24 protein-coding genes are annotated in these 25,366 nt (G+C 62.1%); 22 read left to right on the forward strand and 2 right to left on the reverse strand.

Annotation, left to right across the window (positions count from 1 at the left end; all coding sequences use genetic code 11):
- Positions 1–205: 205 nt before the first annotated feature.
- The 13 genes from AC07Y2_RS04730 (at position 206) to AC07Y2_RS04790 (ending at position 17,174) form a co-directional block, all read left to right on the forward strand.
- Positions 206–1,558 (forward strand): TolC family outer membrane protein, encoded by a 1,353-nt coding sequence (locus AC07Y2_RS04730; protein ID WP_011331849.1) that lies wholly within the window; start codon positions 206–208, stop codon positions 1,556–1,558.
- Between the two features lie 34 nt (positions 1,559–1,592).
- Positions 1,593–3,749, forward strand: coding sequence for a type I secretion system permease/ATPase (locus tag AC07Y2_RS04735; RefSeq protein WP_103385531.1), 2,157 nt, complete (start codon positions 1,593–1,595; stop codon positions 3,747–3,749).
- A complete protein-coding gene (locus tag AC07Y2_RS04740; protein ID WP_011331851.1) occupies positions 3,739–5,106 on the forward strand; it encodes an HlyD family type I secretion periplasmic adaptor subunit in 1,368 nt (455 codons plus the stop codon). The genes AC07Y2_RS04735 and AC07Y2_RS04740 overlap by 11 nt, the downstream gene beginning before the upstream one ends.
- Before the next feature lie 250 nt (positions 5,107–5,356).
- Positions 5,357–6,274: an IS110 family transposase gene (locus tag AC07Y2_RS04745; RefSeq protein ID WP_085609292.1), complete on the forward strand. Its 918-nt coding sequence runs from the start codon at positions 5,357–5,359 to the stop codon at positions 6,272–6,274.
- Positions 6,275–6,633: 359 nt separating this feature from the next.
- Positions 6,634–7,530: a TauD/TfdA dioxygenase family protein gene (locus tag AC07Y2_RS04750; protein WP_039773033.1), complete on the forward strand. Its 897-nt coding sequence runs from the start codon at positions 6,634–6,636 to the stop codon at positions 7,528–7,530.
- An 18-nt stretch (positions 7,531–7,548) separates the two neighbouring features.
- Entirely contained in the window at positions 7,549–8,574 is a 1,026-nt protein-coding gene (locus tag AC07Y2_RS04755) for an ABC transporter substrate-binding protein (protein WP_007957722.1), read from the forward strand.
- Positions 8,575–8,579: 5 nt separating this feature from the next.
- Positions 8,580–9,440, forward strand: coding sequence for an ABC transporter ATP-binding protein (locus AC07Y2_RS04760; RefSeq protein WP_007957720.1), 861 nt, complete (start codon positions 8,580–8,582; stop codon positions 9,438–9,440).
- A gap of 20 nt (positions 9,441–9,460) precedes the next feature.
- Entirely contained in the window at positions 9,461–10,327 is an 867-nt protein-coding gene (locus AC07Y2_RS04765; RefSeq protein ID WP_011331855.1) for an ABC transporter permease, read from the forward strand.
- Positions 10,328–10,385: 58 nt separating this feature from the next.
- Positions 10,386–11,303 carry a LysR family transcriptional regulator gene (locus AC07Y2_RS04770; RefSeq protein ID WP_085712612.1) on the forward strand — a complete coding sequence of 306 codons (918 nt, stop codon included), beginning with the start codon at positions 10,386–10,388 and terminating at the stop codon, positions 11,301–11,303.
- A gap of 102 nt (positions 11,304–11,405) precedes the next feature.
- Positions 11,406–12,941: an MFS transporter gene (locus AC07Y2_RS04775; protein WP_103385532.1), complete on the forward strand. Its 1,536-nt coding sequence runs from the start codon at positions 11,406–11,408 to the stop codon at positions 12,939–12,941.
- An 18-nt stretch (positions 12,942–12,959) separates the two neighbouring features.
- Positions 12,960–14,030: an HlyD family secretion protein gene (locus AC07Y2_RS04780; protein ID WP_103385533.1), complete on the forward strand. Its 1,071-nt coding sequence runs from the start codon at positions 12,960–12,962 to the stop codon at positions 14,028–14,030.
- A complete protein-coding gene (locus AC07Y2_RS04785) occupies positions 14,027–15,538 on the forward strand; it encodes an efflux transporter outer membrane subunit (RefSeq protein ID WP_256586964.1) in 1,512 nt (503 codons plus the stop codon). The genes AC07Y2_RS04780 and AC07Y2_RS04785 overlap by 4 nt, the downstream gene beginning before the upstream one ends.
- Positions 15,539–15,593: 55 nt before the next feature.
- Positions 15,594–17,174 (forward strand): glycosyltransferase family 39 protein, encoded by a 1,581-nt coding sequence (locus tag AC07Y2_RS04790; RefSeq protein WP_103385534.1) that lies wholly within the window; start codon positions 15,594–15,596, stop codon positions 17,172–17,174.
- A gap of 44 nt (positions 17,175–17,218) precedes the next feature.
- On the opposite strand, the gene AC07Y2_RS04795 is transcribed toward AC07Y2_RS04790, so the two are convergent.
- Both AC07Y2_RS04795 and AC07Y2_RS04800 read right to left on the reverse strand, forming a co-directional pair.
- Positions 17,219–17,977, reverse strand: coding sequence for a slipin family protein (locus AC07Y2_RS04795; protein WP_039773021.1), 759 nt, complete (start codon positions 17,975–17,977; stop codon positions 17,219–17,221).
- Positions 17,978–17,979: 2 nt separating this feature from the next.
- Positions 17,980–18,507 carry an NfeD family protein gene (locus AC07Y2_RS04800; protein ID WP_103385535.1) on the reverse strand — a complete coding sequence of 176 codons (528 nt, stop codon included), beginning with the start codon at positions 18,505–18,507 and terminating at the stop codon, positions 17,980–17,982.
- A 197-nt stretch (positions 18,508–18,704) separates the two neighbouring features.
- Between AC07Y2_RS04800 and AC07Y2_RS04805 the strand changes: the two genes are divergently transcribed.
- From AC07Y2_RS04805 to AC07Y2_RS04845, 9 genes are all read left to right on the forward strand, one after another.
- Complete coding sequence (locus tag AC07Y2_RS04805; protein WP_007957669.1) at positions 18,705–19,166, forward strand: aminoacyl-tRNA deacylase; 462 nt, start codon at positions 18,705–18,707, stop codon at positions 19,164–19,166.
- Positions 19,167–19,294: 128 nt separating this feature from the next.
- On the forward strand, positions 19,295–19,537 hold the full coding sequence (locus AC07Y2_RS04810; protein WP_103385536.1) for a DUF2789 family protein: 243 nt from the start codon (positions 19,295–19,297) through the stop codon (positions 19,535–19,537).
- 95 nt (positions 19,538–19,632) lie between these two features.
- Positions 19,633–19,878 carry a type II toxin-antitoxin system Phd/YefM family antitoxin gene (locus AC07Y2_RS04815; RefSeq protein WP_039773014.1) on the forward strand — a complete coding sequence of 82 codons (246 nt, stop codon included), beginning with the start codon at positions 19,633–19,635 and terminating at the stop codon, positions 19,876–19,878.
- Entirely contained in the window at positions 19,868–20,149 is a 282-nt protein-coding gene (locus AC07Y2_RS04820) for a type II toxin-antitoxin system RelE family toxin (protein WP_039773012.1), read from the forward strand. Before AC07Y2_RS04815 ends, AC07Y2_RS04820 begins: the two co-directional genes overlap by 11 nt.
- A gap of 124 nt (positions 20,150–20,273) precedes the next feature.
- Positions 20,274–20,702: a MarR family winged helix-turn-helix transcriptional regulator gene (locus AC07Y2_RS04825; RefSeq protein WP_039773010.1), complete on the forward strand. Its 429-nt coding sequence runs from the start codon at positions 20,274–20,276 to the stop codon at positions 20,700–20,702.
- Entirely contained in the window at positions 20,699–22,762 is a 2,064-nt protein-coding gene (locus AC07Y2_RS04830) for an FUSC family protein (protein WP_103385537.1), read from the forward strand. The genes AC07Y2_RS04825 and AC07Y2_RS04830 overlap by 4 nt, the downstream gene beginning before the upstream one ends.
- Positions 22,759–22,968 (forward strand): DUF1656 domain-containing protein, encoded by a 210-nt coding sequence (locus AC07Y2_RS04835; protein ID WP_007957657.1) that lies wholly within the window; start codon positions 22,759–22,761, stop codon positions 22,966–22,968. Before AC07Y2_RS04830 ends, AC07Y2_RS04835 begins: the two co-directional genes overlap by 4 nt.
- Positions 22,965–23,852, forward strand: a complete 888-nt coding sequence (locus tag AC07Y2_RS04840) for an efflux RND transporter periplasmic adaptor subunit (RefSeq protein WP_085667626.1) — start codon at positions 22,965–22,967, stop codon at positions 23,850–23,852. Before AC07Y2_RS04835 ends, AC07Y2_RS04840 begins: the two co-directional genes overlap by 4 nt.
- Positions 23,849–25,291, forward strand: coding sequence for an efflux transporter outer membrane subunit (locus AC07Y2_RS04845; protein WP_074689355.1), 1,443 nt, complete (start codon positions 23,849–23,851; stop codon positions 25,289–25,291). The genes AC07Y2_RS04840 and AC07Y2_RS04845 overlap by 4 nt, the downstream gene beginning before the upstream one ends.
- Positions 25,292–25,366 lie beyond the last annotated feature (75 nt).

Here is a 25,366-nt window from a genome sequence, read left to right on the forward strand (position 1 = left end):
TGCCAAACTATTGACCTTCTGGGTGCCATCCTAAACAATCGTCCCAGTAATGTCACATTGATATTTATGCGGCGACCTGCCCTTCAGCGTGTGATCCAGTTCCGGTTTTAAACTTTCCGACATACGGTCATTCCGGTTGCCATCTTCCGACGCAGCTCACCAATTTGCTGTGATTCAAGACAAGAAGTTCTGGGAAATCTTTACCATGCGTTCGCACCTGTTCAAGGCTCTACCCTTCGCTCTCGCCGCCTCTTTCGTACAAGCACAATCCTTACCAGAAGCCATGCAGCAGGCGCTGGATGTCCATCCGGAAATCCAGGCAGGGGTCAACAGTCGGCTGGCCGCGGATTATCAATTAAAGGCTGCAAAAGGTGGATACCTGCCCAAGGTCGATCTGCTGGGCGGTTATGGTCGTGAAGGCACCGACAGCGTGACCACCCGTGCCAATGGTGGCGGCAATCACTGGGAAACCCTGAACCGCAGCGAGTCAAGTTTACGTCTGTCGCAAATGGTTTTTGACGGTTTTGCGACGTCCAGCGAAGTCGGGCGTCAACAAGCCACCGTCAACTCCCGCGCGTATTCCCTGCTCGGCACTTCCGAGCGCACCGCGCTGACCGTGGCCCAGGTTTATCTGGATGTGCTGACCCGTCGCGAATTCGTGCGTCTGGCCGAAGAAAACCTCAAAAGTCACCAACGCATCTACGACCAGATCCAGCTGCGCACCCAGCGCGGCGTCGGCAGCGGGGCCGACCTCGATCAGGCCGAAGCGCGTATGGCCCAGGCCCGCAACAACCTGATCACCGAGCAGACCAACCTCGCCGACTCGGAAACCAACTTCCTCAGCGCTGTCGGCCAGATGCCCGATCAGTTGGAGCGTCCGGCGCCGTTCATGGCGATGATGCCGGCCAACCTGAATGAAGCGCGCCAGCAGATGCTGGAAAACAGCCCGATCCTGCGTTCGGCCGAGTCCGATATCGCCGCGGCTGAAAAGCAATACGAGACTGCCAAGTCGACCTTCTACCCGCGCTTCGACGCCGAGCTGGGCCGCACTGCCGACAACGACCTCGACGGCCAGAACGGTCACAACAACGAATGGCAGGCCATGTTGCGCATGCGCTTCAACCTGTATTCGGGCGGCAGCAACAAGGCGGATCTGGAATCCAAGTCCTACCTGTCGAACCAGGCGCTGGATATCCGCAACAACGCCTTGCGCCAATTGAATGAAGAGCTGGGCCTGGCCTGGAACGCCCTGAACAACGCCAACGCCCAGGTGCCGATCGCTCAGCAGTACGTTGATCACAGCACCTCGGTGCGCACTGCTTACCAGCGCCAGTTCAGCCTCGGCGAACGGACCCTGCTGGATTTGCTCGACAGCGAAAACGAGCTGTTCACCGCTTCGCGGCGTCTGGCTGAAATCAAAAACATTCAGTTATTTACTCAGTATCGAATCAAGGCGACCATGGGCGAATTGCTCAAGAGCCAGGGAGTGGTCGCACCCTTGGCATCCGTTGTGCAGAACGACGTGAAGCCCAAGGTTCAGCTGCCTGGGATGAATTGAGTTGTCCCTTTTCAACTGCTAAAGAGTGTCGAGCGTGGAATCAGAAGTCAGTCGAGTTCATCTCAGTCATGATCCACGCGCGTTGCATGACGATCCGTTACTGGACGGTCTGCTCGCTCTTTGCATGCTCCACCAGAAACCCGCCAGCGCGGCGATGCTGACCACCGGCCTGCCGCTGCCCAAACAACGCCTGAGTGTCGAGCTGCTGCCCCGTGCAGCGGCGCGCGCCGGGCTGCAAGGGCGGGTGCTGCAACGCAAGCTGGAAGAGATTCCGGCGATTGCCATGCCGGCGCTGTTGCTGCTCAAGGATGGCCGCAGTGCCGTCCTGCTCGGCTGGCAGGGTGAGAATGATGCGCGGGTGCTGCTCAGCGAAAGCGACGGCGGTGAATCCCTGGTCAGCCGCGAGCTGCTGGCCGACGACTACACCGGCAAAGTGTTTTTCGCCCAGCCCCAGCACAAATTCGACGTCAACCACGGCACGCTGATCCCGCGTGCGCGCTCGTGGTTTCGCGACACCCTCAAGCGTTCGCGCTGGCTGTATGCCGACGCCATCGCCGCCAGTTTCCTGATCAACATCATCGCCATGGCCGCGCCGCTGTTCGTGATGAACGTCTACGACCGCGTGGTGCCGAACCAGGCCGAAGCGACCCTGTGGGTGCTCGCGCTGGGCATCACCGGCGCCTATCTGTTCGACCTGATCCTCAAGAGTCTGCGCAGCCTGTGCCTGGATCTGGCCGGCAAGAAAACCGACCTGATCATCTCCGCCACGCTGTTCGAACGCATCGTCGGCATGGCCATGAAATACCGCCCGGCGCGGGTCGGGAGCTTTGCCCAGAACATTCATGAGTTCCAGAGTCTGCGCGACTTCCTCGCCTCGCTGACCCTGACCAGCCTGATCGACCTGCCGTTCACCATCCTGATCTTCATTGTCATCGCGATTCTCGGCGGGCATCTGGTGTGGATTCCGGTGCTGGCCTTCCCGATTGCGCTGCTGATCGGCTATGCCTTGCAGAAACCGCTGGTGGCAACCATGGAACGCACCATGGCCCTCGGCGCCGAGCGTCAGTCGAGCCTGATCGAAACCCTCGCCGGCCTCGACGCGGTGAAGGTCAACAACGCCGAAAGCGAACGCCAGTACCAGTGGGAACAGACCATCGGCACCCTCAGCCGTCTCGAGCTGCGGGTGAAAATGCTCTCCGGTCTGGCGATGAACATCACCCTGCTGATCCAGCAACTGGCCGGGGTGATCATGATTGTCTTCGGCGTGTACCAGATCATCGCCGGCAACCTGAGCATGGGCGGCCTGATCGCCTGCTACATGCTCAGTGGCCGCGCCCTCAGCCCGCTGGCGTCGCTGTCCGGTCTGCTGACCCGTTACCAGCAGGCGCGGGTGACCATGACTTCGGTCGACCAGATGATGGAGCTGCCGCAAGAGCGCAATTTCGAAGAGCGCCCGCTGAGCCGCAAGGTGCTGCAAGGCGCGATCGAATGCCGCCAGCTCAGCTTCACCTACCCGGAGCAACAGAACCCGGCGCTGAAGAACATCAACCTGGTGATCCGTCCCGGCGAGAAGATCGGCATCATCGGCCGCAGCGGTTCCGGCAAGAGCTCACTGGCGAAACTGCTGGTCGGCCTCTATCAGCCGGATGACGGCGCATTGCTGGTGGACGGCGTCGACATCCGCCAGATCGACGTCAGCGAGCTGCGCTACAACATCGGCTACGTGCCGCAGGACATCCAGCTGCTGGCCGGCACCCTGCGCGACAACCTGGTTTCCGGCGCTCGTTACGTCGAAGACGAACTTGTCCTGCAGGCCGCTGAACTGGCCGGCGTACACGAATTCGCCCGACTGCACCCGCAGGGTTATGAACTGCAAGTCGGCGAGCGCGGGCAGAACCTGTCCGGCGGTCAGCGCCAGAACGTCGCGCTGGCCCGGGCGCTGTTGCTCAATCCGCCGATTCTGTTGCTCGACGAACCGACCAGCGCCATGGACAACACCGGCGAAGAACGCCTCAAGCAACGCCTCGCGGCGGTGGTGGAAAACAAGACCGTGGTGCTGGTGACGCACCGGGCATCGCTGCTGTCGCTGGTCGATCGCCTGCTGGTGGTCGACCGTGGGCAGATTCTCGCCGACGGCCCGAAAGCGGCCGTCATGGAAGCGTTGAAGAAGGGGCAGATCAGTGTTGCTTAAGTCGGGTTTCAAGGATTCGATCCGCCGCTACTTCAAGGGCTCGGCATCGCTGCAGGGCCAGCCGCTGCCAGAGGTCAACAAGGCCTTGATCGAGGACGCGCCGCGCGTGGTGCGGCTGACGATCTGGGCGATCATCGGTTTCTTCGTGTTCCTGATGCTGTGGGCCAACTTCGCCGTCATCGACGAAGTGACCAAGGGCGACGGCAAGGCGATTCCCTCGTCGAAGATCCAGAAAATCCAGAACCTCGAGGGCGGTATCGTCTCCGAGCTGTTCGTCAAGGAAGGCCAGATCGTCGAGGCCGGCGCGCCGCTGGTGCGGCTGGATGACACGCGTTTTGCCTCCAACGTCGGTGAAACCGAAGCTGATCGGCTGTCGATGCTGCTGCGGGTCGAGCGCCTGAGCGCCGAGGTCGATGACCGGCCGCTGAATTTCCCCGAGGACGTGCTCAAAGCCGTGCCGGGTCAGGCGAAAAGTGAAGAATCGCTGTACATCAGCCGTCGTCAGCAATTGCACGACGAGGTCGGTGGCCTGCAGGAACAGTTGATTCAGCGCCAGCAAGAGCTGCGCGAGTTCACCTCGAAGCAGGCGCAGTACCGCCAGCAACTGGGCCTGCAACGCCAGGAAATCAACATGTCCGAGCCGCTGGTGGCCCAGGGCGCGGTATCGCCGGTGGAAGTGCTGCGACTCAAGCGTGCCGAAGTGGAAACCCGTGGTCAGCTCGACGCCACCACCCTGGCGATCCCGCGTGCTGAGTCGGCGATCAAGGAAGTGCAGCGCAAGATCGACGAAACGCGCGGCAAATTCCGCAGCGAAGCCCTGACTCAGCTTAACGAGGCGCGTACCGACCTGAACAAGGCCCAGGCCACCGGCAAGGCGCTGGAAGACCGGGTCAGCCGGACGCTCGTTACTTCGCCGGTGCGGGGCATCGTCAACAAGATGCTGGTCAACACCATCGGCGGCGTGATCCAGCCGGGCAGCGACCTGTTGGAAATCGTGCCGTTGGACGACACGCTGCTGGTCGAAGCGAAGATCCGCCCGCAGGACATCGCGTTCCTGCATCCGGGCCAGGAAGCCACGGTGAAATTCACCGCGTACGACTACACCATCTACGGTGGTCTCAAGGCCAAGCTGGAACAGATCGGCGCCGACACCATCACCGACGAAGACAAGAAAACCACCTACTACGTCATCAAGCTGCGCACCGAGCGCAGCCATCTCGGCACTGACGAGAAGCCGTTGCTGATCATCCCGGGGATGGTGGCGTCGGTGGACATCATCACCGGCAAGAAGACCGTGCTGAGCTATCTGCTCAAGCCGATCATCCGGGCGCGGGCCGAGGCGTTGCACGAACGCTAGATCTTTATTGGCCTTTCCGGCCTCTTCGCGAGCAAGCCCGCTTGTGTCTAGGTAAGGGAATAGACTCTGGGGTGAGAGGGGTGAATGGCAAGCTGTGAGTCCGCGGTGCTTGAAGCACGAGTGGGAGCAAAGCTGCCATTCACCTTTCTACTCTGGCCCATAAGCCCGAACAGTTGGACGAGCGCCACTCGAATCACAAGCGTGGGCAAAGCCAGAGCACTCTCACTTTTGAGTGTAAGAGGGTTTTGCCATGATTTCCTGGGTCGGTATCGATATCTCCAAATCCAACCTCGTTGTTTGGATTCAGCCTCAGAAAGTGGGGTTCGAGATTACAAATACGCTTGAAGGCTTTGTTGAGCTGACATCGCGTTTAAGCCACTACACGGTTGGCCGAGTATTGCTGGAGGCCACGGGAGGATACGAGCGAAAGGTCGTAGCGGCCTTACAAGAGGCGGGCTTCAATGTGCTCAGGATCAACCCTCGCCGGGCCAGAGCCTTTGCCGTAGCAATGGGCAAGAATGCCAAGACCGATCCGATCGACGCCGCTGTTCTTGCCGATTTTGCCGAGGCTTTGCATGCGTCTCGCGAAAAGCCAATTTCGCCCGGCCGTGAAGCGTTGCGTGAACTCATTCAGTTGCGCGAGCATTTCGTCCAACAGCGAGACGACAACAAGCGCCGGCTGCAGCAGGCCCAGTTGCCAGCGGTTATCGAGGCGATCAAAGACCATATTCGCTATCTGCAACTCCAGATCAAACAGTTCGGTAAAGCCATTAATCAAAGCATGCGAGAGCTGGATGCTGAAAAAGCCGACCGGCTCACTTCAGTTAAAGGCATCGGCACTGTGGCGACCGCCAGCTTGCTGGTTTACCTGCCTGAACTCGGCGAGCTTGATCGCAGAGAAATCGCGGCTCTGGCGGGAATCGCTCCCTACAATGACGACAGTGGCAATCACAGCGGCAAGCGCCAGATTTACGGAGGAAGATCCCGCGTCAGACGTGCGCTTTACATGTCGTGCTGGGTCGTGATCCGTTATCACGCTGATTTCAAGGCCCGCTATGAGGCGCTACGAGAAAGAGGCAAGAGCGCGAAAGTCGCGCTCATCGCCTGCATGCGGATACTACTGATCAGACTAAATGCCATGCTGCGTGACGGCACCGAATGGCGGTGACGAGTGGCAGGGTTAAGACAGTTGCTCCCACACTCGACTGCGTTTTTCCAGAGACACGCGATCGAGTGCGGGAGCGGGCTTGCTCCGGGCGGCGATCCGACGAAGGCGTCTGTCGGAACAACACATTCCGTCCAGAAGTGACATAAATGGTCACTCACCATCCAGTCCATTCCAAAGCAATCGCCATATCGTTATTCGTTAACAGTATTTAAATTCCGCTTCTTATAGCTATAAAGTCAGCCTCCTGCGTACCTGCCGACCAATCGGCGCGCCGCACGACACGAACCAACACGCAATCCAGCGTGAGTTTCTGATCGACGCGCGCGCCATCGAGCGCGCCGTGCGTGGGAGATTGATTGATGTCCGCAGCTACTGCTACCCCAAGCGCCGCGACTGCCGCGCCGCAAACCTTCGAAGTCCGCCCGTTCAGCGGTGCCGTCGGCGCCGAGATCATCGGCCTCGACCTGACCCGTCCGGTCAACGACGAAGACTTCGCCCGCATCCACCGCGCGCACCTCGATCACCACGTTGTGGTGTTCCGCGACCAGCGCATCACCCCGCAACAGCAGATCGACTTCAGCCGCCGCTTCGGCGTGTTGCAGATCCACGTGCTCAAGCAGTTCCTGTTGGCCAATCACCCGGAAATCCTCATCGTTTCCAACATCGTCGAAAACGGCCAGAACATCGGCCTCGGTGATGCCGGCAAATTCTGGCACTCGGACCTTTCCTATAAAGAGCTGCCGAGCCTTGGCTCGATGCTGCACGCCCAGGAGCTGCCGTCTGAAGGCGGCGACACCCTGTTCGCCGACATGCACAAAGCCTGGGACAGCCTGCCCGACGCGCTGCGCAAAGCGGTCGAAGGCCGCTCGGCTGCGCATTCCTACACCGCGCGTTACAGCGAAACCAAATTCGAAGGCAACTGGCGCCCGACCCTGACCCCGGAGCAACTGGCCCAGGTCGCCGAGGTCGTGCACCCGGTGGTCCGCACCCATCCGGAAAACGGCCGCAAGGCGTTGTTCGTCAGCGAAGGCTTTACCACCCGCATCGTCGGCCTGCCGGAAGACGAGAGCAAACAACTGCTCGACGAGCTCTACGCCCACAGCGTGCTGCCGCAGAACATCTACCGCCATCAATGGCAGCCCCACGATCTGGTGTTCTGGGACAACCGCTCGCTGATCCACCTTGCCGCCGGTTGCCCTGCGCACCTGCGCCGCAAGCTGTATCGCACCACCATTCAGGGCGACGCGCCTTTCTGATTTGCCGGAGATCCGATCATGTCCAAACGTCTTCCATTCGCGCCGCTGGCGGCGGCCATCGGCCTCGGGTTCAGCCTGATCGCCGGCAGCCTGGTGGCGCCGACTGTGGCCCACGCCGAAGGTGAAATCCGCATCGCCGAGCAGTTCGGCATTGTCTATTTATTGCTCAATGTGGTGCGCGATCAGGGTCTGATCGAGAAGTACGGCAAGCAGGAAGGCCTCGACATCAAGGTCGACTGGACCCAGTTGTCCGGCGGCGCGGCAGTCAACGATGCGCTGCTCTCCGGTTCCATCGACATTGCCGGCGCCGGCGTCGGGCCGTTGCTGACGATCTGGGATCGCACCCACGGCAAGCAGAACGTCAAAGCCGTGGCCTCGCTGGGCAACTTCCCGTACTACCTGGTCAGCAACAATCCCAAGGTCAAAACCATCGCCGACTTCACCGAGAAGGACCGCATCGCGGTGCCGGCGGTGGGCGTTTCGGTGCAGTCGCGCTTCCTGCAATACGCGGCGGCCAAACAGTGGGGCGACAAGGAATTCAACCGCCTCGACAAGTACACCATCGCCGTTCCGCACCCGGACGCCACTGCTGCGTTGATCGCCGGCGGCACCGAGCTGACCGGGCACTTCTCCAACCCGCCGTTCCAGGATCAGGCGTTGGAAAATCCGAACGTGCACGTGGTGCTCAACTCCTATGACGTGCTCGGCCCGAACTCGCCGACCGTGCTGTTCGCCACCGAGAAATTCCGCAACGAGAACCCGAAAACCTACAAGGCGTTCGTCGAAGCGCTGACCGAAGCCGCGCAATTTGCGCAGAACGATAAAGGCGCGGCGGCGGACACTTATATCCGCGTGACCAAGGCCAAGATCGACCGCGCCGCGTTGCTGAAAATCATCGACAACCCGCAGTTTGAATTCAGCGTTACGCCGAAAAACACCTACCCGCTCGCCGAATTCCTCTACCGCGTCGGCGCGATCAAGAACAAACCGGAATCGTGGAAGGACTACTTCTTCCAGGACGCCAAACCGTTGCAGGGGAGCTGATCGACATGAACGCCCCTTTGCAAGGCCACGCGGCCAGCAACCCGATCGCCACCGCGCAAGCGCTGTTGGCGGTCGATCAGGTCAGCCTCGAATACCGCACGCCGCAGCGCGTCGTGCGCGCCACCCACCAGGTCAGTTTCGAAGTCGATCAACAGGATCGCTTCGTGCTGCTCGGCCCGTCCGGCTGCGGTAAATCCACCTTGCTCAAAGCTGTCGCGGGGTTCATTGCGCCGTGTGAGGGCGAGATCCGTCTGCAGGGCCAGCGCGTCGACGCGCCGGGACCGGACCGGATCGTGGTGTTTCAGGAGTTCGATCAACTGCCACCGTGGAAAACCGTCAAACAGAACGTGATGTTTCCGCTGCTGGCTTCGCGCACGCTGAAGAAAAAGGAAGCTGAAGAGCGTGCGCTGCATTACCTGGAGAAAGTCGGTCTGGCGGCGTTCGCCGATGCCTACCCGCACACCTTGTCCGGCGGCATGAAAGCGCGGGTGGCGATTGCCCGGGCGCTGGCGATGCAGCCGAAAATCCTGCTGATGGACGAGCCGTTCGCCGCGCTGGATGCCCTGACCCGGCGCAAGATGCAGGAGGAATTGCTGCTGCTCTGGGAGGAGGTGCGTTTCACTTTGTTGTTCGTCACCCACTCGATTGAAGAAGCGCTGGTGGTTGGCAATCGGATCCTGTTGTTGTCGCCGCATCCGGGGCGGGTGAGGGCGGAAGTGCACAGTCATCAATACGATTTGCACAGCCTCGGCGGTGTGGCATTTCAGGAATCGGCGCGGCGTATTCACCGATTGCTGTTCGATGAAGGGCAGTCGCCGGAAACCGAGCGCGAACTGGATTTCACCGATATCCGCATCGCTTATTGAGCCGCCTGGAGGATTGCCCGATGAGCCATTCATCATCCGTACGTCAAGAATTCGAAAACGATCTGCAACCGCTGACCAGCGTCCCGGTGGAGCGCGAGCTGCCGCTGGGCCAGCGCCTGTGGCAACAGGGCTGGCTGCGCAAAAGCGTGATCCTGATTTTGCTCGCCGTGCTCTGGGAGGTTGTGGCCCGGGTGCAGAACAACGACCTGCTGCTGCCGAGCTTCTTGCAGACCAGTCACGCGCTGTATGACGGCCTGCTCAGCGGCGAACTGCTGGGCAAGGTGTGGATTTCGCTGGTGGTGCTGATCAAGGGTTACCTGATCGGCATCGTCCTGGCCTTCGCCCTGACCACGCTGGCGGTTTCGACCCAGGTTGGTCGGGACTTGCTCAGCACCCTGACCTCGATGTTCAACCCGCTGCCGGCGATTGCGTTGTTGCCGCTGGCATTGCTGTGGTTCGGCCTGGGCCAGAACAGCCTGATTTTCGTGCTGGTGCATTCGGTGCTGTGGGCGCTGGCGCTGAACACTTACGCCGGGTTCCTCGGCGTCTCGGAAACCCTGCGCATGGCCGGGCGCAACTACGGTTTGAAGGGCATGCGCTTCGTGCTGTTCATCCTGATTCCGGCAGCGCTGCCATCGATCCTCGCCGGGCTGAAAATCGGCTGGGCTTTCGCCTGGCGCACCCTGATCGCCGCCGAACTGGTATTCGGCGCCACCAGCGGCAAGGGTGGCCTGGGCTGGTACATCTTCCAGAACCGCAACGAGCTGTACACCGACAAAGTGTTTGCCGGTCTGGCCGTGGTGATCCTCATCGGTCTGCTGGTGGAGAACCTGGTGTTCGACACGCTAGAGCGGGTGACGGTGAAGCGCTGGGGCATGCAGCGCTGATTTTCTGATCTGCTAGCATTGCGTGCGAATCAATCCTGATCAGTCACGAGTGCTCAGCATGCAACTCCCGGACATGAACCTGTTGGTCGCCCTCGACGCCTTGCTCGACGAGGGCAGCGTGGTCGGCGCCGCGCGGCGGATGAACCTCAGCCCGGCGGCCATGAGCCGCACGCTGACGCGGATCCGCGAAGCCATTGGCGATCCGATTCTGGTGCGCGCCGGCCGCGGTCTGGTGCCGACGCCCAAGGCCCTGGAGCTGCGCGAGCAGGTGCGCGATGTGGTCGAGCAGGCGGCGTTGCTGTTTCGCTCGGCCGATGCGGTGGAGCTGGGCACGTTGCGCCGGCGCTTCAGCATTCGTGCCAACGATTTTTTCGTCGGGGTGTACGGCGGCAAGCTGTTCGACACCCTCGATCAACTGGCGCCGCACTGTGAGCTGCGCTTTGTGCCCGAAGGTGACGGTGACGATGAAGCCCTGCGCGAAGGGCGGATCGATCTGAGCGTGAGCAACACCCGCCCGGTGACCCCGGAAGTCAAAATACAGAACCTGTTTTCCACCCACTTTGTCGGTCTGGTGCGCGAGGATCATCCGCTGCTGGATGGCGAGATCACGGCCGAACGTTACGCCGGTTTTTCCCACATCAGCATGTCCCGCCGGGGCATCGCCCGTGGGCCTATCGACACCGCGCTGAATGCGCTGGGCCTGGAGCGGCGAGTTGCGGTAATCGCGCCAAGTTTCCATGCGGCGATGTTCGCCCTGCCGGACTCCGATCTGATCCTGCCAGTGCCCAAGGAAGCGCTGCTCAGCGTGCGGCGGCTGGGCTTGAAGCTGCGCTCGTTCGACCTGCCAATCCCGTTGCCGACGCTGATGCTGACCCAGGCCTGGCACCCGCGTTTCGACAAGGACCCGGCCCACCGCTGGCTGCGGGAAACCCTCAAGACCTGCTGCGACGAAACCTGGCTGGCGGCACAGCCCTGACAATTGCGTCTGGTGCACTTATAAACTGCCAAGAAGTCAATTTTCGTCAGCACTAAGCCCTACTACCATGCTCCGGTATTTTTCCCTCCGGAGTTTGCTTGCATGACATCCCTGACGGTCACGGCGCCGATCGCCGCAACCGCTCCGATGGCAGCCGCGCCACCGGTGTTCGGGGCGCGGATCATCATCGGTCTGGTCGGCGTGCTGCTGGCGGTGCTGGTGTCGGGTCTCAACGAGATGGTGACCAAGGTCGCCCTGGCCGACATTCGCGGCGCCCTGAGCATCGGTTACGACGAAGGCACCTGGCTGGTCGCCAGCTACACCGCGACCTCGGTGGCGGCCATGGCATTCGCGCCGTGGTGCTCGGTGACCTTTTCCCTGCGTCGCTTCACCCTGTGCGCCATCGGCGTGTTCACCCTGCTTGGGGTGCTCTGTCCGTTCGCCCCGAACTATGAAAGCCTGTTGCTGATGCGCATCCTGCAAGGCCTGGCTGGCGGCGCGTTGCCGCCGATGCTGATGACCGTTGCGCTGCGATTCCTGCCGGCCAACATCAAGCTTTACGGCCTCGCCGGTTACGCCCTGACCGCGACGTTCGGCCCCGGTCTCGGCACGCCGCTGGCGGGGTTGTGGACCGAATACGTCGGCTGGCAATGGACGTTCTGGCAAATCATCGTGCCGTGCCTGATTGCCATGGCGATGGTTGCCTGGGGCATTCCACAGGATCCGCTGCGCCTGGAGCGCCTCAAGTCGTTCAACTGGCAAGGCCTGCTGCTGGGCTTTCCGGCGATCTGCATGCTGGTGATCGGTCTGTTGCAGGGCAATCGCCTGGACTGGTTCGAGTCGAACCTGATCTGCGCTTTGCTCTGTGCCGGTTCGCTGTTGCTGGTGGCGTTTCTGATCAATGAATGGTCGCAACCGATTCCGTTTTTCAAGTTGCAGATGCTCGGCATCCGCAACCTGTCGTTCGCGCTGATGACATTGGCCGGCGTGCTGGTGGTGCTGCTGGCGGTGGTGCTGATTCCATCGAGTTATCTGGCTCAGGTGCAGGGTTACCGGCCGGTACAGACTGCGCCGATCATGCTGATCGCGGCGTTGCCGCAGTTGATCGCGCTGCCGCTGGTGGCGGCGCTGTGCAACCTGCGCTGGGTCGATTGCCGCTGGGTGCTCGGCGTGGGTTTAAGCATGTTGACCCTGTCGTGTCTGGGCGGCTCGCAACTGACCTCGGAATGGATTCGCGACGATTTCTACGTCCTGCAATGGCTGCAGATTTTCGGCCAGCCGATGGCGGTGCTGCCGTTGTTGATGTTGTCGACCGGCAGCATCCAGCCCCAGGACGGGCCGTTCGCCTCGGCCTGGTTCAACACCGTGAAAGGCTTGGCGGCGGTGGTCGCCACCGGCGTGATCGAGGCGCTGACCACTTCGCGCCTGCATTTTCACTCGACGATGCTGGTCGATCGTCTCGGCAATTCGCCGCTGGCCGCGAGCAACGACCCCGGCCTCGCCCATCGCTTGCACGAACAGGCGGTGGTGCTGACTTCTTCGGATCTTTATCTGTGCATGGCTGGCGTCGCGGTGGCGCTGATCCTGCTGATTTTCTGGCTGCCGACGCGGATCTTTCCGCCGCGCGCGCCGACCTGACTGAAACAGAAGGTTTTTATGACGACTCAAGCAAAGCAAAAACTCGCGGTGGCCGTAGCCGCTGCGCTGGCGGTTGGTGTGCTGGTGTATCTGGCGATGCCCGGCCTGTTCGGCAAGCGCACTCAGCAGACTACCAACGACGCCTTTGTCTCCGCCGACTTCACCCTGGTGGTGCCGCGCGTGGCGGGGTTCATCAAGGAAGTGCTGGTGGAAGACAACCAGCAGGTCAAGGCCGGGCAGTTGCTGGCGCTGATCGATGACCGCGACCTGCGCGCCGCCGCCGAAGCCGCCGATGCGCAAACCCTGGTGGCCCGCGCGCAGTTGCAGAACGCCAAGGCCACTCTGGAGCGCCAAACTTCGGTGATCGCACAGGCGCAGGCGTCGGTGGTATCGGCCAAGGCTGAAATGGCCTTCGCCCAGCAGGAATTGAACCGCTACAACCACTTGGCCGGCGTCGGTGCCGGCACCGTGCAGAACGCGCAGCAGGCGCGCACCCGGATCGATCAGGCTTCTGCGCGGCTGGACACGGCCACCGCGAAACTGGCAGCGGAACGTAAGCAGGTCGAGATTCTGACGGCGCAGCGCGATGCTGCCGAAGGCAGTTTGAAGCACGCTCAGGCCGCGCTGGAAATCGCCAGTTTCGAGCTGTCCTACACGCGCATCACCGCGCCCCAGGACGGCATGATCGGCGAGCGCGCCGTACGGGTCGGCGCCTATGTGACGCCGGGCAGCAAACTGCTGGCGGTGGTGCCGCTGAAACAGGCCTATGTGGTCGCCAACTTCCAGGAAACCCAGCTCACCGACGTGCAGCCGGGGCAGGATGTGGTCGTGCGGGTCGACAGCCTCGGCGGCGAAGCCCTCACCGGCCGTGTCGAAAGCATCGCCCCGGCTACCGGCGTGACCTTCGCGGCGGTCAAACCGGACAACGCCACCGGCAACTTCACCAAAGTCGTGCAGCGGATTCCGGTGAAGGTTTTGCTGGATCCGGGGCAGCCGCTGGCCGAACGCTTGCGGGTCGGGATGTCGGTGGAAGCGAGCATCGATACCGAAAGCTCGATGACATCGGTGCGTGAGGTGACGCAGCGATGAAGCGCTTTCAGTCCATGACGGTTGTCCTGAGTCTGTCGGCGTTGGCGGCGTGCACCGTCGGCCCGGACTTCCAGAAACCCGAAACCACCCGGATTGCCGAGTGGGCCAAACCGTCAAAAAGTGCCCCCAGCCAGGCCGTCAGCGAACCGTTGAACGAGCGCTGGTGGGAAGTCTTTCACGACGCGCAGCTCTCGGCCCTGACCCAGCGCGCCTTGCGCAGCAACCTTGACCTGCAACTGGCCAGCAGCCGTCTGCAACAAAGCCGCGCTGCCCGTCAGGTGATCAGCGCCGACCGCTATCCGACGACCGCCGCCACCGGCAGCTACGCGCGCAAACGCAACAGCGGTGAAGGCTTGAACGACCCGTCCGGGCACAACGGCGATTCCGCGTTCAACCTGTGGGACGCCGGTTTCTCCGCCTCTTGGGAACTGGATTTCTGGGGCCGTGTGCGCCGGGAAACCGAAGCGGCCGATGCCAACCTCGAAGTCGCGGAAAACGACCGTCGCGGTGTGCTGCTGGCGGTGCTCGCGGACACCGCGCAGAACTACATCCAACTGCGTGGTGTGCAGAACACCCGCGCGGTCACCGAGCAGAACCTCGACGTGGCGCGGCACAGCCTGAAGCTCTCGCAACTGCGCCTCAACGATGGCGTGGCCACTGATCTCGACGTCGCCGAAGCCGCCGCGCAAGTGGCGGCCATCGAATCGCGCCTGCCGGCGCTGGAGCAACGTCAGGCGCAACTGATCAACGCCATCAGCCTGTTGATGGGCGAACCGCCACAGGCCTTGGCTCAAGAGTTATCCACAGACGCGCCGGTGCCGCAGTCGCCATTGACCGTCGCCATCGGCCTGCCGTCGCAACTGGCCGAACGCCGCCCGGACATTCGCCAGGCCGAAGCCCGTCTGCATGCCGCCACCGCCAACATCGGCGTGGCCAAGGGCGATTTCTATCCGCGCATCACCCTGTCCGGCAATCTCGGCTCGCAAGCCATGCAGCTCAGCGATTTCGGTTCCTGGGGCTCACGCGCCTTCGGCATCGGCCCGCAATTCAGCCTGCCGCTGTTCGACGGCGGCCGCTTGCGCGGCGTGCTGCAACTGCGCGAAGCCCAGCAGCAGGAAGCGGCGATCGGTTATCAACAGACCGTCCTGCGCGCCTGGCACGAAATCGACGACCAACTGACCGCCTACAACGCCAGCCAGCGCCGCCGCGACAGCCTCGCCGAAGCCGTGCGCCAGAACCAGATCGCCCTGCGCACTGCGCAACAGCAATACGTCGAAGGCGTGGTCGACTTCGTCAACGTCCTCACCGTGCAAGGCGCACTGCTCGCCACCCAGGAACAATGGGTGGAAAGCTCCACCGGCGTTTCACTGGCGATGGTCGGGCTGTACCGGGCGCTGGGTGGGGGATGGGAGTCGGTGTACCCAGACGAGAACCGGGCCGCCGTGTTGCCGAGTGTCGCGAAAGCGCCAGCCGGCGTCGACGGTTCTGCTGTGGCTGACCTAAAGTGATGAGCAGGTTGGCGCGTCATACTCTCGTGGCGCAACGGCGCGGCAAGAGGAAGCGATGGCGGTTAACAGAGTCACGCCAATGGGCGACACGCAAGATCCCTTTGCCGCACCCGGCTCCTGGTTCGGCAGCCTGCGCTGGGTGCGCTGGGTAAAACATCATTGGCTGTGGCCGATCCTCGCGCTGGCGGCGTTCGTGCGTTTTTATGACCTGACGGCGGCGGCGATCTGGGGCGATGAAGGGTCCAGTCTGCTGTTGGCGCGCTATCCGTTGAGCGAAATCTGGAAGCACGCGGCCTTCGATGTGCATCCGCCGCTGTACTTCATACTGCTGCATGGCTGGATCGAGCTGTTCGGTGACGGCATCTTCGCGATCCGCTGCCTGAGTGCGCTGGCCGGCATCGCGGCGGTCGGGTTGGGCGTCTGGCTGGTGGATCGCCTGGCCACACGCCGGGCAGCCTTCATCGCCGGTCTGTTGCTGGCGCTGCTGCCGACAGCGGTGCGCTACAGCCAGGAAGTGCGCATGTACGCGTTGCTCGGAGGGCTGTTGCTCGCCGCGAGCCTGGCGCTGGTTTACTGGATCAGGCGCCCCCAGCGAAACCGCTATCTGGTGATTTACGCGTTGTTGATGAGCGCGGCCTTCTACACCCACTACTTCGCCGTTCTCGCGGTTTTGTGTCACTGGCTCTACCTGATCGCGATCCGCGTACAGCGCGGTTATCGATTCCGCCATATCCAGCGCTGGAACTGGTGGCTGGCGAACCTGGCCATCATCGTGCTGTACCTGCCCTGGCTGCCCAATCTGCTCGACTTGATGCAGCACATGGAACAGCTCAGGGCCGGCGGCGATGTCGGCTGGGAGCCGGCCGTCACCTTGAGTTCGCTGCCGTCGATGATCTGGTCGTGGTTGATGCAGGACGATGGCGATACGTTACCGCTGCTGACGTTCGCAGCGTTGCCCCTGGCATTGCTGGCACTGGCGGCTGTCGCGGTGATGCGCGATCGCAGCGTGTCGCGCGGCAGTATGCTGTTGGCGCTGTACACCGGACTGCCGCTGCTGCTGGTATTTGCGGTGTCGTTCATCACGCCGGTCTTCGTCGAGCGCTATTTGACGGCGTACGCCCTGGGGTTGCCGATGCTGGCGGCGTCTGCCATTGACCGTTTGTACAGCCACGCACGGTTGCTCGCTTTGGCGGTGTTGGTCTCACTGATCGGCGTGGAACTGCTCGGCGTGAACAACAACGCCAACGTCGACAGCGATGATCAGTTCGATCGCGTGGTGAATTACGTCAATCAGCATTTCCTGCCAGGCGATCGTATCGTCACCAGCGACATGCTCTGGTACTTGAGCTACGTCTATTACGACCGCAGCGGTGCGCAGGTGCGCCTCTTTACTCCGCCGACAGCGGACGGCCGTTCGACACAACCGAATGAGTACGGCTTCGGCACACTGGTGAGCCGCGAGGTCTATCTGGACAGCCTCGCGCAATTGCCGGGGCATGGACGGGTCTGGCTGGTCGGGACGTTTGACGCTGCGGAAGAATTCTCACCCTTACCCGCCACCTGGCAGCCCGGCGCCGAAATCCATGTCGGCGGCGCCAAGGCACGCCTGTTCATCCCCCAGCCACCACTCGACTAAAGCCGCACCTCTATAGACGCCGCTGCCGACTGCGAGCTTTTGCCTCAGGATTTACCTGACAAATCTGCCATGCCTTTGAGCAGTTCAATCGGCAACGGAAACACGATGGTGGAGCTCTTGTCGCCGGCAATCGAACTCAAGGTCTGCATGTAGCGCAGTTGCATGGCGCCGGGCTGGCGACCGAGCATTTCGGCGGCCTGCATGAGTTTTTCCGAGGCCTGCAATTCGCCTTCGGCGTGGATCACCTTGGCGCGCCGTTCGCGCTCGGCTTCGGCCTGTTTGGCGATGGCGCGCACCATCGACTCGTTGAGGTCGACGTGCTTGATTTCGACGTTGGCGACCTTGATGCCCCAGGCGTCGGTCTGGGCGTCGAGCACTTGCTGGATGTCGATGTTCAGGCGTTCGCGCTCGGCCAGCAGTTCGTCCAGCTCATGTTTGCCGAGGACCGCGCGCAGGGTGGTCTGGGCCAGTTGGCTGGTGGCCATGAGGAAGTCTTCGACCTGGATGATCGCTTTCTGTGGATCGAGCACGCGGAAGTACAGCACCGCGTTGACCTTCACCGACACGTTGTCGCGGGTGATCACGTCCTGCGGCGGCACGTCGAGGACGATGGTGCGCAGATCGACCCGGACCATTTGCTGCACCACCGGAATCAGCAGGATCAGTCCCGGTCCCTTGACCTGCCAGAAGCGTCCGAGCTGGAACACCACGCCGCGTTCGTATTCGCGCAGGATGCGGAACGTCGAGCCGGCCAGGGCGATCAGCAACAGCAGCAGCGCGACAAAACCGATTTGCAGACCCATGATCACTCTCCGAGCGGTGCCGCGTCAGTCGCGGCCACTTGCAGCAACAGGCCCTTGCGCCCGACCACCCGCACCGGTTGCCCGGTGTGCAGCGGCGTGGTGCTCAGCACCTGCCAGCGTTCTCCTTGTAACTGCACCCAGCCGTTGCGGCTGTCTTCCGGTTGCACCACCGTCACCGCCGTGACACTGCCGAGCAGGCCGGCATCGCCGCTGACCGGTTGGCGCGGTCGGGTTTTCAGGGCGCGGACCAGCAGCGCGATCAGCAACAGGGCGCTGACCAGGCCGAGGCCGATCATCATCGGTACCGGCAGTTCGGCGTTGCTCAGAATCAGCGCGCCGATCACGAACATGACGATGCCGCCGAGGCCGATCACCCCGTAGTTGGGCAGCGCGGCTTCGGCGATCAGAAACGCGATGCCCAGGGTGATCAGCCACAGACCGACCGGGCTGACAGCGGTAAACGGGGTGTCTGCCGCAACCACCGATCCACTCAGCAGCAACAGGGCAAACGCACAGCAACGGATGTTCACGTGACCCTCCGCGAGAGTCAGGGGTTGTTCTTACAGTCTAGTTGAGGCTGTGGCTGGATGAATTTTGATCAATTCTCCCCGCCCCGCCAGTGGGCGGATTTCCCTGTGTGCGCGGCCGACGGGACTAGACTTTGAAGGACAGCCACAGCGTTTCATTACCGTCCGCCGCGCAGCGTCGGCGGGCACCGAGGTGCATCATGCGTATGGCCAAGAAAGTGCAGAGCAGCCTCAACCGGGCGCAATGCGAATATGACATCGTCACCCACCCGCACTCGTCCAGCAGCCTGGAAACGGCGCGGGTCTCCGGGATTGCCGCAGAACGGGTGGCCAAATCGGTGATCCTGGACGACCGTCACGGGCACTACCTGATGGCGGTGCTGCCCGCCAGCCGTCACCTGGACTTGAGCAAGGTGCGCAGCAGCGGCGAATGGCAGATCACCCGCGAAAGCAATCTGGCGCACATCTTCGACGACTGTGAGCGCGGCGCGGTGCCGCCACTGGGCGATTCCTACGGCCTGGACATGGTCATCGACCCGCTGCTGACCCGGCAGAAGGACATCTACCTGGAAGCCGGCAACCACAACAACCTGCTGCACATGAGCATGCCCGAGTTCCTGAAAATGGTGCCGCATGCGCAGGTGCGGGAGTTGAGTCAGTAGCTGTTTTAGCGTCTGTGTCGACGCCAATCGCGAGTAAGCCCGCTCCCACAGGTTCTGCGCTAAACCTGTGGAGCGGGCTTGCTCGCGAAAAATCTTTCACACCCTATAAATCTCGCAGGAGTTCCGACATGGAAAACCCGACGCACAGCCTCCCATCCCTGTTCAAGCAACTCGGTCTGGACAACGACCCGGTCAGCATCGACCAGTTCATCGCCACCCATTCCCCGCTCAAACCCGAACTGCACTTGTGCGACGCGTTTTTCTGGACCAAGAGCCAGGCGGATTTCCTGCGGGATGAGATTCTCGATGATGCGGATTGGGCGGATGTGGTGGATCAGCTGGATGTGATGTTGAGGAAGGGGCGGGGGTAATTATCAGCTTGCCGTTCGTAAGCTGAATCAACTCATCCGGTTGCCAGTAATGCTTCCTTAGACCAGAATTACGACCTCAATTGAGGTCTTTTATTATGCAAAGTGTTCTGGCCGATATGGCTGTCAGTGTTTCTGAATTGAAGAAAAACCCCTCCGCAGTGCTAAACGGCGCGCACGGAGGAGCAGTTGCTGTCCTGAATCACAACCGGGTCATGGGCTACATGGTGCCGGCTGACGTTTACGAAGCCATGATGGAGCGGCTCGATGATCTCGAGTTGGCAGAAATCGTTCGTTCTCGCAGTCACGAGACTCCCATACCGGTAAGCCTGGATGACCTATAAGCTCGAATTTCTGCCTTCCGCTCACAAAGAGTGGAACAAACTGGGTCATACGTTGCGTGATCAATTTAAAAAGAAGCTGGCTGAGCGTCTTGAGCGTCCCCGTATTCCGGCTGACTCCCTCCACGGCATGCCTGATTGCTACAAGATCAAACTCAAAGCGTCCGGTTATCGACTGGTTTACCAAGTGATCGAAGAGCGAGTGGTTGTCTCGGTAGTCGCGGTGGGTAAGCGCGAGCGAAGCGACGTCTACGAAAACGCGAAAAGACGCTGAGCTGAAGCACGCCACCCAATTTGTTTCAAAACTTGACTGAATTTCCCCACCAATGCGATATTGATAGTTAGCAAACTAACAGTGTGTGCATTTCCTCGTGCCGAATAACCTCGACGCTCTCCAGATGAACATCAGCAGTGCCATGGTGGTGGCCGCCAGGCATTGGCGGAAGATCTGCCAGACCACGCTGGTCAACTATGGAATTTCCGAAGCCTGCGCCGTCCCGTTGTTGATGATCGGGCGGTTGGGCGAGGGTGTGCGCCAGGTGCAGGTGGCGCAGGCGGCTGGGATGGAGTCGCCGTCGCTGGTGCGCCTGCTCGATCAGTTGTGTCACGCCGGTTTTGTCTGCCGCACCGAAGATGCCCAGGACCGTCGCGCCAAATGCCTGAGCCTGACCGACGCCGGCCGTGAGCTGGTGCAAGCGGTGGAGGCGCAACTGGTGCGTCTGCGTCATGAAGTGCTCGAAGGCATCGACCAGCGCGATCTGGAGGCTACGCTTCGAGTACTGAGAGCTTTTGAGGCGGCCACTCCGCCAACGGTGATCAATCCGTGAACGGGTTCTTTTCCGGCATGCCCCCGGCGCGGGACTGGTTCTACGGGGTCCGCACGTTTGCGGCCTCGATGACCGCGCTGTACATCGCCTTGCTCATGCAGATGCCGCGCCCGTACTGGGCGATGGCCACGGTGTACATCGTTTCCAGCCCGTTCCTCGGCCCGACCAGTTCCAAGGCGCTGTATCGCGCGATTGGCACGTTTCTCGGTGCGGCGGCGGCGGTGTTGTTCGTGCCGATGTTCGTCCAGAGCCCGTATGTGCTGGTGGTGGTCATCGCCTTGTGGACGGGTATTCTGCTGTTTCTGTCCCTGCATTTGCGCACCGCCAACAACTACGCGCTGATGCTGGCCGGCTACACCTTGCCGTTGATCGCCCTGCCGGTGGTGGATAACCCGCTGGCGGTGTGGGACGTGGCCGAGTCGCGGACCGAGGAAATCTTTCTCGGCATCGCCGTGGCGGCGGTGGTCGGTGCGATGTTCTGGCCACGACGCCTGGCGCCGGTGTTCAACGACGCCGTGGGCAAATGGTTCGCCGACGCCACGACTTACAGCCTGAAATTCCTCAGCCGCGACGTGCAGCCCGAAGAGGTCGCAGCCCTGCGCATGGCGATGGTCGGCAGTTTCAACAGCCTGGAATTGATGATCGGCCAGTTGCCGCACGAAGGTGCGCGGCCGCAAACCGTACGCAACACCAAGGAACTGCGCGGCCGGATGATTCACCTGCTGCCGGTGATCGATGCCCTTGAAGATTCGCTTTACGCCCTCGAACGGCGCACGCCCGAGCTGGTGGAAAAATTCGCCCCGCTGCTCACCGCGACCCGCGAATGGCTCGGCCACAACGACGCCGATCTCGGCCGCTGGCAAGCCCTGCGGGATCAGCTCGAAGCACTGCAACCGAGCGCCGAAGCCCTGGAAGATCGCAAACAGTTGCTGTTTTCCAACGCGCTGTATCGCCTCGGCGAATTCATCGATCTGTGGCAGGACTGCCGCAGCCTGCAGGACGCGATCCTGTGCGAGCGCCAGGACAGCTGGCGCGCGGTGTATCGTCACTGGCGCCTCGGTCGCCTGACGCCATTCATCGACCGCGGGCTGATGCTGTATTCGGTGGCCTCGACCATTCTGGCGATCATCGTTGCCTCGGTGTTGTGGATCCTGCTGGGCTGGACCGACGGTGGCAGCGCGGTGATTCTGGCGGCGGTGTCGTGCAGCTTCTTCGCCTCGATGGACGACCCGGCGCCGCAGATTTACCGGTTCTTTTTCTGGACCGGAATGTCGGTGCTGTTTGCCAGTCTGTACCTGTTTCTGGTGCTGCCAAACCTGCATGACTTTCCGATGCTGGTGCTGGCGTTCGCGGTGCCGTTCATCTGTGTCGGCACCCTGACGGTGCAGCCACGCTTCTACCTCGGCATGCTGCTGACGCTGGTCAACACCTCGTCGTTCATCAGCATTTCCGGTGCTTACGACGCGGACTTCTTTGCCTTCGTCAATTCCAACCTGGCGGGCCCGATTGGGTTGTTGTTCGCGTTTATCTGGACCCTGATCGCCCGGCCGTTCGGCGCCGAACTGGCGGCCAAGCGCCTGACCCGTTTCAGCTGGAAAGACATCGTCAGCATGACCGAACCGGCGAACCTCGCCGAACACCGGCAACTGGGTGTGCAACTGCTCGACCGTCTGATGCAGCACCTGCCGCGTCTGGCGCTGACCGGCCAGGACACCGGCATCGCCATGCGCGAAGTGCGCGTGGGGCTGAACCTGCTCGACCTGCTCGCCTACACACCGCGAGTGACGGGCGCGCCGAACGCGCTGCTCAAGCAGGTGGTGGCAGAGGTCGGCGAATATTTCCGGGCCTGTCTCAAGGCCGGCGAACGCCTGCCTGCACCAAGCGCCTTGCTGATGACCATGGATCGCACCCGCCGTGCGCTCAACGGCCACGGCGATGAAGAAACCCGGCTCAACCTGTTGCACGCCTTGAGCGGTTTGCGCCTGGCGCTGTTGCCCGGCGTGGAATTCGTTTCCAACGCAGAGCCCGAAGAACCGCTGCCCGAAGGAGCGCCCCTATGATCGGTGATCTGGATATCAGCGGCATTTTCCTGCCGACCCTGCTGGTGTTGATGGGCATCACTTATGTGCTGTTTGTGTTGGTACACGGCGTGCTCACACGCCTGCATTTCTACCGTCTGGTCTGGCACCGGGCATTGTTCAACGTGGCTCTCTACGCCGTGATGCTGTACGGCGTGGATTCACTCAGTCGATACCTGATGACATGAAAAAACCGTTTCTGACTCTCGGTCGCGTCGTCCTGACGCTGCTGATCGTGACTTTCGCCGTCGTCGTGGTCTGGCGCATGGTGATGTATTACATGTTCGCGCCCTGGACCCGCGACGGCCACATTCGCGCCGACATCGTGCAGATTGCCCCGGACGTGTCCGGGCTGATCCAGCAGGTCGAAGTGAAGGACAACCAGTTGGTGAAACGCGGCCAAGTGCTGTTCAGCATCGACCAGGACCGTTTCAAACTGGCGCTGCGCCAGGCTAAGGCCGCGGTAGCCGATCGCGAAGAAACCCTGGCTCAGGCGCAGCGTGAAGCCAAGCGTAACCGTGGTCTGGGCAATCTGGTGCCGGCCGAACAGCTGGAAGAAAGCCTGTCGAAAGTGGCCCGAGCGCAATCGGCCCTGGCCGAAGCGCTGGTGGCGGTGGACAGCGCTCAGCTCAACCTCGACCGCTCGGTGATCCGCAGCCCGGTGGACGGCTACGTCAACGACCGTGCACCGCGCTCGCAGGAATTCGTCACCGCCGGGCGCCCGGTGTTGTCGGTGGTCGACAGCAATTCGTTTCACATCGACGGTTATTTCGAAGAGACCAAACTCGACGGCATCCACATCGGGCAGTCGGTGGATATCCGCGTGATCGGCGACCGCGCTCGCCTGCGCGGGCACGTCGAAAGCATCGTCGCCGGTATCGAAGACCGCGACCGTTCGAGCGGCAGCAACCTGCTGCCCAACGTCAATCCGGCGTTCAGCTGGGTGCGCCTGGCGCAACGGATTCCGGTGCGCATTGCCTTCGACGACGTGCCGGATGACTTCCGCATGATCGCCGGGCGTACCGCCACCGTGTCGATCATCGACGATCAACCGCAGGAGCCCGCGCAATGAACAGGGCCCTGATGGTCGCCGGGCTGGGCGTGATGCTGTCGGCCTGCTCGATGGTCGGGCCGGACTACCACGTGCCCGAAGACGCGGCGATCCAGCGCAAGGATTTCCAGGGCGACCTGGCGGTGGCCGGCAAACCGGTGGTGTCGGCCCCGGTGCCGGCGGACTGGTGGCGGCTGTATCAGGATCCGCGTCTGGATCAACTGGTGCAGCAGGCCATGGCATCCAACACCGATCTGAGGGTGGCGGCGGCGAACCTGTCGCGGGCCCGTGCCCAGGTCGATGAAGCCGAGGCGGCCGGTGGCTGGAGCGGCGGCGTGAAAATGGGCGCGCAACGCTTGCAGGAATCCGGCGAGGCGTTCCTGCTGCCGGAGAAAGTGCCGGTGGCCAACATCGGCGATATCGGTATCAGTGCGTCCTATCAGTTCGATCTTTGGGGCACGTTGCAACGCGGGATCGAAGCAGCCAAAGCCAACGCCGACGCAACCCAGGCCGCTGCCGACACCGCACGTATCACTCTGGTCGCCGACGTGGTGCGGGCCTACACCCAAGTCTGCGCGGCCAACGAAGAACGGGAAATCGCCCAGCATTCTCTCGACCTGCAATCCCAGAGCACCACGCTGATCCAGCGCCTGCGCGATGCCGGCCGTGGCGACGAAACCCAGGTCACCCGTTCGCAGACCCAGTTCAAATCCCTGCGCGCCGACATGCCGCGCTATGAAGCGGCGCGGCAGGCCGGGTTGTTCCGTCTGTCGATGTTGCTGGCCAAGCCTGTCGATCAACTGCCGGCCGGCACCGCGACCTGTGCCGAACTGCCGAAAATCGCTCAACTGGTGCCGGTGGGCGATGGCGCCGCGCTGCTCAAGCGCCGGCCGGACATCCGCCAGGCCGAGCGGCGTCTGGCGGCCGCGACCGCCGGGATCGGCATCGCCACCGGCGAGCTGTACCCGGACATCAGTTTCGGCGCAACCATCGGCACCGTCGGCATTCTGGACAACCTTGGCAAACCGTCCACCAACCGCTGGGGCTTCGGCCCGTCGCTGAGCTGGAGCGTGCCGACCAACGGCGCCCGGGCCCGGATCCGCGAAGCCGAAGCCACCACCCAGGGTGCGCTGGCGCACTTTGACGGCGTGGTGCTCAACGCCATCCGCGAAACCCAGACCGGCCTGTCCCAGTACTCCGCGCTGCTGCAACGCCGCGATGCGCTGGCCGATGCCGAGCAGTCGGCGAAACTGGCGGCGGACCAGACGCACCGCTTCTTCCAGGCCGGCCGCGAGTCGTTTCTCGCCGATCTCCAGGCCACCCGCACCTACACCGACGTCACCGCGCAACTGGCCGCCGCCAACACCCAGGTTGCCATGAGCCAGATCGATTTGTTCCTCGCCCTGGGCGGCGGTTGGGAAAGCGGACGAACGCAAGCCTCGAGCGCCAGCAAACCCTGAGGCCGTTGCTATGCTTTGAAGTATTGAAAGGGCGCCCCGAACCAGGCGCCTTTTCAGTGCACATCGCTAGCGCAG

The sequence above is a fragment of the Pseudomonas sp. GW456-12-1-14-TSB6 genome (assembly GCF_059424205.1).

Excerpts from the sequence above, each read along its gene's own strand:
- AC07Y2_RS04840 (WP_085667626.1), top strand. The coding sequence starts at position 22,965 with ATGAAAAAACCGTTTCTGACTCTCGGTCGCGTCGTCCTGACGCTGCTG.
- AC07Y2_RS04795 (WP_039773021.1), bottom strand. The coding sequence starts at position 17,977 with ATGGGTCTGCAAATCGGTTTTGTCGCGCTGCTGCTGTTGCTGATCGCC.
- AC07Y2_RS04820 (WP_039773012.1), top strand. The coding sequence starts at position 19,868 with ATGACCTATAAGCTCGAATTTCTGCCTTCCGCTCACAAAGAGTGGAAC.
- AC07Y2_RS04770 (WP_085712612.1), top strand. The coding sequence starts at position 10,386 with ATGCAACTCCCGGACATGAACCTGTTGGTCGCCCTCGACGCCTTGCTC.
- AC07Y2_RS04765 (WP_011331855.1), top strand. The coding sequence starts at position 9,461 with ATGAGCCATTCATCATCCGTACGTCAAGAATTCGAAAACGATCTGCAA.
- AC07Y2_RS04760 (WP_007957720.1), top strand. The coding sequence starts at position 8,580 with ATGAACGCCCCTTTGCAAGGCCACGCGGCCAGCAACCCGATCGCCACC.
- AC07Y2_RS04790 (WP_103385534.1), top strand. The coding sequence starts at position 15,594 with ATGGCGGTTAACAGAGTCACGCCAATGGGCGACACGCAAGATCCCTTT.
- AC07Y2_RS04780 (WP_103385533.1), top strand. The coding sequence starts at position 12,960 with ATGACGACTCAAGCAAAGCAAAAACTCGCGGTGGCCGTAGCCGCTGCG.
- AC07Y2_RS04815 (WP_039773014.1), top strand. The coding sequence starts at position 19,633 with ATGCAAAGTGTTCTGGCCGATATGGCTGTCAGTGTTTCTGAATTGAAG.
- AC07Y2_RS04730 (WP_011331849.1), top strand. The coding sequence starts at position 206 with ATGCGTTCGCACCTGTTCAAGGCTCTACCCTTCGCTCTCGCCGCCTCT.
- AC07Y2_RS04785 (WP_256586964.1), top strand. The coding sequence starts at position 14,027 with ATGAAGCGCTTTCAGTCCATGACGGTTGTCCTGAGTCTGTCGGCGTTG.
- AC07Y2_RS04825 (WP_039773010.1), top strand. The coding sequence starts at position 20,274 with ATGAACATCAGCAGTGCCATGGTGGTGGCCGCCAGGCATTGGCGGAAG.
- AC07Y2_RS04845 (WP_074689355.1), top strand. The coding sequence starts at position 23,849 with ATGAACAGGGCCCTGATGGTCGCCGGGCTGGGCGTGATGCTGTCGGCC.
- AC07Y2_RS04775 (WP_103385532.1), top strand. The coding sequence starts at position 11,406 with ATGACATCCCTGACGGTCACGGCGCCGATCGCCGCAACCGCTCCGATG.
- AC07Y2_RS04810 (WP_103385536.1), top strand. The coding sequence starts at position 19,295 with ATGGAAAACCCGACGCACAGCCTCCCATCCCTGTTCAAGCAACTCGGT.
- AC07Y2_RS04805 (WP_007957669.1), top strand. The coding sequence starts at position 18,705 with ATGCGTATGGCCAAGAAAGTGCAGAGCAGCCTCAACCGGGCGCAATGC.
- AC07Y2_RS04835 (WP_007957657.1), top strand. The coding sequence starts at position 22,759 with ATGATCGGTGATCTGGATATCAGCGGCATTTTCCTGCCGACCCTGCTG.
- AC07Y2_RS04745 (WP_085609292.1), top strand. The coding sequence starts at position 5,357 with ATGATTTCCTGGGTCGGTATCGATATCTCCAAATCCAACCTCGTTGTT.
- AC07Y2_RS04755 (WP_007957722.1), top strand. The coding sequence starts at position 7,549 with ATGTCCAAACGTCTTCCATTCGCGCCGCTGGCGGCGGCCATCGGCCTC.
- AC07Y2_RS04750 (WP_039773033.1), top strand. The coding sequence starts at position 6,634 with ATGTCCGCAGCTACTGCTACCCCAAGCGCCGCGACTGCCGCGCCGCAA.